We start from the raw sequence: 4,811 nt of genomic DNA on the forward strand, positions 1-4,811 counted from the left end.
CCCCGGCCCCGACCCACCACAAGGCCGTAGGCGCTACACAAGCCCCCACCGAACCCGCACAGGCGCCGCAGGCATCCCGCGGCTACTCCCCTTCCCCGGACTCCCCTGCCGCCGGCAACTGCTCCCGCACCGGCGGCGCCGGAACCTGCGGCGGCACCCCCTGCTGCGCCTTCTCCAGGAACCGCAGCAGCTCCACCGGGAAGGGAAGCACCAGCGTCGAGTTCTTCTCGGCCGCCACCGCGGTCACCGTCTGCAGCAGCCGCAACTGCAAGGCGGCCGGCGTGTCCGCCATCTGCTGCGCCGCCTCGGCCAGCTTCTTCGACGCCTGCAACTCCGCGTCCGCGTTGATGACCCGGGCCCGCCGCTCACGGTCCGCCTCGGCCTGCCGAGCCATCGACCGCTTCATGGTCTCGGGCAACGAGACGTCCTTGATCTCGACCCGGTCGATCGTCACCCCCCACTCGACCGCCGGACTGTCGATCATCAACTCCAGTCCCTGATTGAGCTTCTCCCGATTGGACAGCAGATCATCCAGCTCGCTCTTGCCGATGATGCTCCGCAACGAGGTCTGAGCCATCTGCGCCACAGCGAACCGATAGTCCTCGACCCGCACCACGGCCTCCGCGGGCCCGGTCACCTTGAAGTACACGACGGCGTCCACCCGCACGGTGACGTTGTCCCGGGTGATCCCCTCCTGCGCGGGCACCGGCATCGTCACGACCTGCATGTTGACCTTCTGCAGCCGGTCCACGAACGGCACGATCATCGTGAACCCCGGCCCGCGCACCTCGTCCCGCAGTCTCCCCAGCCGGAACACCACCCCGCGTTCGTACTGCTTGACGACCCGCGCCGCCGCCATCACGTACACCGCCCCGGCTGACGCGAGGGTCACTCCCGCCGCCACCAGCGCCTCGACCATGTCGGCCCCCAGGGGACTGAGCGCTACCTGTACTCCGAAGGTAACTCCGCCACCCGAACAAGAGGGAGCCCCCGCACACCGGTTGTGTACGGGGGCCACTCACCAGCAGACGTCTCGCAAGCAGACGTCTCGGAAGCAGACGTCAGCCGATGCTCACGCCGTAGTAGCTCAGCGCCTCGGTCACCGGCTGGAAGAAGGTCGTACCGCCGGAGCTGCAGTTGCCGCTGCCACCGGAGGTCAGCCCGTACGCCACGCTGCCGCCGTACAGCGGACCACCGCTGTCGCCGCCCTCGGCGCACACCGTGGTCTGGATCAGACCGTAGACGACGTCACCGCTGCCGTAGTTGACGGTGGCGTTCAGCGCGGTGACCCGCCCGCTGTGCGTACCGGTGGTCGATCCACGGCGGTACACGGTCGTGCCCACGCTCGGCGTGGCCGCGCTGGTGATGGTCTGGCTGCCGACCGTGCTCGGGTGCGAGATGGAGGAGTTGGTGTAGCGCACCAGCGCGAAGTCGTTGCCCGGGAAGCTGTAGCCCACGTTGGTGCCGAGCACCGTGGTGTGGCCGGAGTTGGAGTACCAGGTGGAGGCGACCTCACCGCAGTGGCCGGCGGTCAGGAAGTAGTAGGTGCTCCCGCTGTGCACGTTGAAGCCCAGGGAGCAGCGGTACTGTCCGCCGTAGATGGCGTCGCCGCCGGAGATCAGCGGCTTGAACTGCCCGGCCGAGCGCTTGATGGTGAGGGCCCCGGCGTTGGCGCCGGCCTCGCGCTTGATCTTGGCGATCTCGGCCTTGGAGACCGTGCTGTCGACGGTGACCAGGACACGGTTGGTCTTGCTGTCGACGGCCCAGGCGGTGCCGGGGACATCGGCTTTGAGCACCGAGGCGTCCGCACTCTTCAGCGCGCTCGCGCTGAAGGTGGGGGACTCGGACGCGTTCGCGCTGGGGACCGCGATCGCGGCGGCGGCCACGAGACCGGTGGTGACGGCGATCAGCCGGGTCCGTCTCGAAATGCCGCTGCGAGGGGTGGTGCGCTTGATCCTCACGTTCGTTCCTCCCAAGGGGAAGTCGGGGGGCCCGCGTGGGGTCGGGGCCCCGTGAGGCGCAGCCCGGGGCATGATCGTCCGGGTTCCGGACAAGCCGTGCCCCTGACAAGCGCTTGTCGGGGAGTATTCGGCCGAACGACCGCCAGCCGCAAGGGCGCCTTTCGGCCGTCAACCTGTGAACGAACCATGCGATTTGGCCAGGCACGCCCTGGTTCGGCGCGGACCACGGCCTCGCCACCCCGGGTCGCGGTGCGTTGCGGCATCGGGGTCGAAGTTCCGTATTCCACACGCCCTTTCGCACACCGGCACTACCAGCCACCCCCGCCCCACACCCGCTCAGCGCCGTCCCGATTCGGGGGATGTCCGGAAGTCGACCGTCCGGATCACCCTCGATCCTGTGGGCGGCCCAGCCCGAGACGGGAGCGCAGGGTCGAGCCCCGGTACTCCGTGCGGAACACCCCGCGTTCCTGGAGCAGCGGCACCACCCGGTCCACGAACTCGTCCAGTCCGCCCGGGGTGAGATGCGGTACGAGGACGAAACCGTCGGCGGCGCCCCGCCGCACGAACTCCTCCAGCTCGGCGGCGACCGAGTCCGGGGTCCCGATGAAGGACTGCCGGGCGCCCGCCTCGATCACGGTCTCCCGGATGGACAGTCCCTTCTCCTTCGACAGGGCCCGCCACTTCTCCGCGATCACCACATTGTCGCCGCGCCGGGTGCGGCCCTGGATGATGGCGGACTCCGGCACCGGATCGATCTCGGGGAGCGGCCCGTCGGGGTCGTACGCCGACAGGTCGACGCCCCAGATCTGCTCCAGGGCGAGGATCGCGTTCTGCGGGGAGACCTGCTGCCGCCGGATCTCGGTGGCCCTCTCCTGCGCCTCGGCGGCGGTGTCACCGAGGACGACGGTGACACCGGCATGATCTTCAACTCCCCCGGTTCCCGGCCGTACTTGGCAAGGCGGCGCTTCACGTCGGCGTAGAAGGCGCGCCCCGCCTCCAGCGAGCCGTGCCTCGTGCTGTGCCATCCCGGGGGACAACCCCCGGACCCCCAGCCGGAAAAGATCACGTCGGCGGTGGAGGCGGCGAACTCCCGCCCTTCATCCGAGTCCCCCGCCTGGATGACCACCGGATGCCCCTGCGGTGAGCGCGGCACGGTGAACTCGCCCGCGATGTCGAAGTGCCGCCCGTGGTGGGCGAACGGCCGGCTGACGCCGTCCGGCGTCCAGGAGTCCCACACCTTCCGGGCCACCTCGACGAACTCGGCGGCGCGCGTGTACCGGTCGGCCCGGTCGAGGAAGCTGCCGCGGCGGAAGTTCTCGCCGGTGGAGGCGTCGGAGGAGGTCACCACGTTCCAGGCGGCCCGGCCGCCGCTGAGGTGGTCCAACGTGGCGAATCTGCGGGCGAGTTCGTAGGGCTCGTTGAAGGTGGCGTTGACGGTGGCGGCGAGCCCGAGGTGCTCGGTCACCCCCGCGAGGGCGCCCAGCACGGTGAGCGACTCGGGGCGTCCCACCACGTCCAGGTCGTGGATGCGGCCCTTGTGCTCGCGCAGTCTCAGTCCCTCGGCGAGGAAGAAGAAGTCGAACAGGCCGCGTTCGGCGGTGCGGGCGAGGTGCTCGAAGGACGAGAAGTCGATCTGCGACCGCGCCCGCGGATCCGCCCACACGGTGGTGTTGTCGACGCCGGGGAAGTGGGCCGCCAGGTGGATCTCTTGTCGAGGCCGTACGGTCATGACGCTCCCCCTGTCACGGCGTACCGGTTGGCGGGCCTGGACAGGCCCAGGTGTTCCCGGAGCGTGCTGCCCGGATAGAAGGTACGGAACAGCCCGCGGTGCTGGAGCAGCGCCACCGTGCCGTTGACGAGCCGCTCCAGGTCACGGCGCGGCTCGGCGGGTGTGAGGTGGAATCCGTCGACGACACCGTCGGTGTGCCAGGCGGTGATCAGCTCGGCGAGGTCCACCGGGCCGCCCCGGTACAGCGGGCCCTGCGCGGTCTGTCGGGGCCCGCCCCCGCCGTGCCCCGGCTCGGCCGCGTGCTCCCCGTCACCGAGATCGACGAGCAGGCTCGCGAGGACGCGCAGGGTGTCGGGATCCCGCCCGGACTCGGCGGCGACGGCGCGCAGTTGATCGCGTACGGCGGCGGCCTGGGCGGCGCTCGCGGCGCGCACGAGGACCACGTCGGCGTACCGGGCCGCGGTGCGCCGGGCCTGCCCTTCGGTCGCGTCGACCACACGGACGGGGTGGCCCTGTGGAGGGCGCGGCACGATCGAGGGGCCTCTCACCGAGAAGCCCGCGCCCTCGAAGTCGACATGGTGCAGCTTGTCGCGGTCGATGAAGCGGCCGGTGCTCACGTCCCGTATCTCGGCGTCGTCCTCCCAGCTGTCCCACAGCCTGGCGGCCACGTCGGCCACTTCGCCGGCCTCGCGCCACAACTCCTCGGCGGGAGCGGCGTGCCGGCGGCCGAAGAGACGGGCCTCGCCCTCGGTGGCCGACACGTCGATCCGCCAGCCGGCGCGGCCCCGGCTGACCCAGTCGAGGGTGGCGACGGCGGCCTGGACGTGGAAGGGCTCGGTGTGCGTGGTGGTGACGGTGGGGACCAGGCCGACGCGGCTGGTGGCGGGCGCGACCCGGGACAGGACGGCGAGCGCGTCCGGTCCGGGCCGGGCGAAGGTGTCGCCGAGCGTCACGAAGTCCAGCCCGCCCCGCTCGGCGAGCCGCGCCAGTTCGACGTACGGGCCGGCGTCGAACACCGTCGGCTGATCGAGAGCGGCGGCCAGGTGCAACAGCCCCCGGCCGTGCGATGAGGTCATGTGGAGGAACCTTTCGAAGCCACGCCCACCCCGGCGGCCACGCCC

Annotated in this window: 3 protein-coding genes and 1 pseudogene; all 4 read right to left on the bottom strand. The window is 70.9% G+C overall.

The window, feature by feature from the left end:
* Positions 1-82: 82 nt before the first annotated feature.
* The gene (locus GRC12_RS41940; RefSeq protein WP_208785700.1) at positions 83-919 is read right to left on the bottom strand and encodes a slipin family protein; all 837 of its coding nucleotides are present in this window, start codon (positions 917-919) and stop codon (positions 83-85) included.
* Positions 920-1,061: 142 nt separating this feature from the next.
* Positions 1,062-1,961, bottom strand: a complete 900-nt coding sequence (locus GRC12_RS41945; RefSeq protein WP_208785701.1) for a S1 family peptidase — start codon at positions 1,959-1,961, stop codon at positions 1,062-1,064.
* Between the two features lie 383 nt (positions 1,962-2,344).
* Positions 2,345-3,690 (bottom strand): annotated as a pseudogene (locus GRC12_RS41950) (NtaA/DmoA family FMN-dependent monooxygenase).
* Complete coding sequence (locus GRC12_RS41955; protein WP_208785702.1) at positions 3,687-4,766, bottom strand: LLM class flavin-dependent oxidoreductase; 1,080 nt, start codon at positions 4,764-4,766, stop codon at positions 3,687-3,689. The pseudogene GRC12_RS41950 and the gene GRC12_RS41955 overlap by 4 nt, the downstream one beginning before the upstream one ends.
* Between the last annotated feature and the right edge of the window lie 45 nt (positions 4,767-4,811).

The organism is Streptomyces griseorubiginosus (genome assembly GCF_017614965.1).
GTDB lineage: Bacteria > Actinomycetota > Actinomycetes > Streptomycetales > Streptomycetaceae > Streptomyces > Streptomyces griseorubiginosus_B.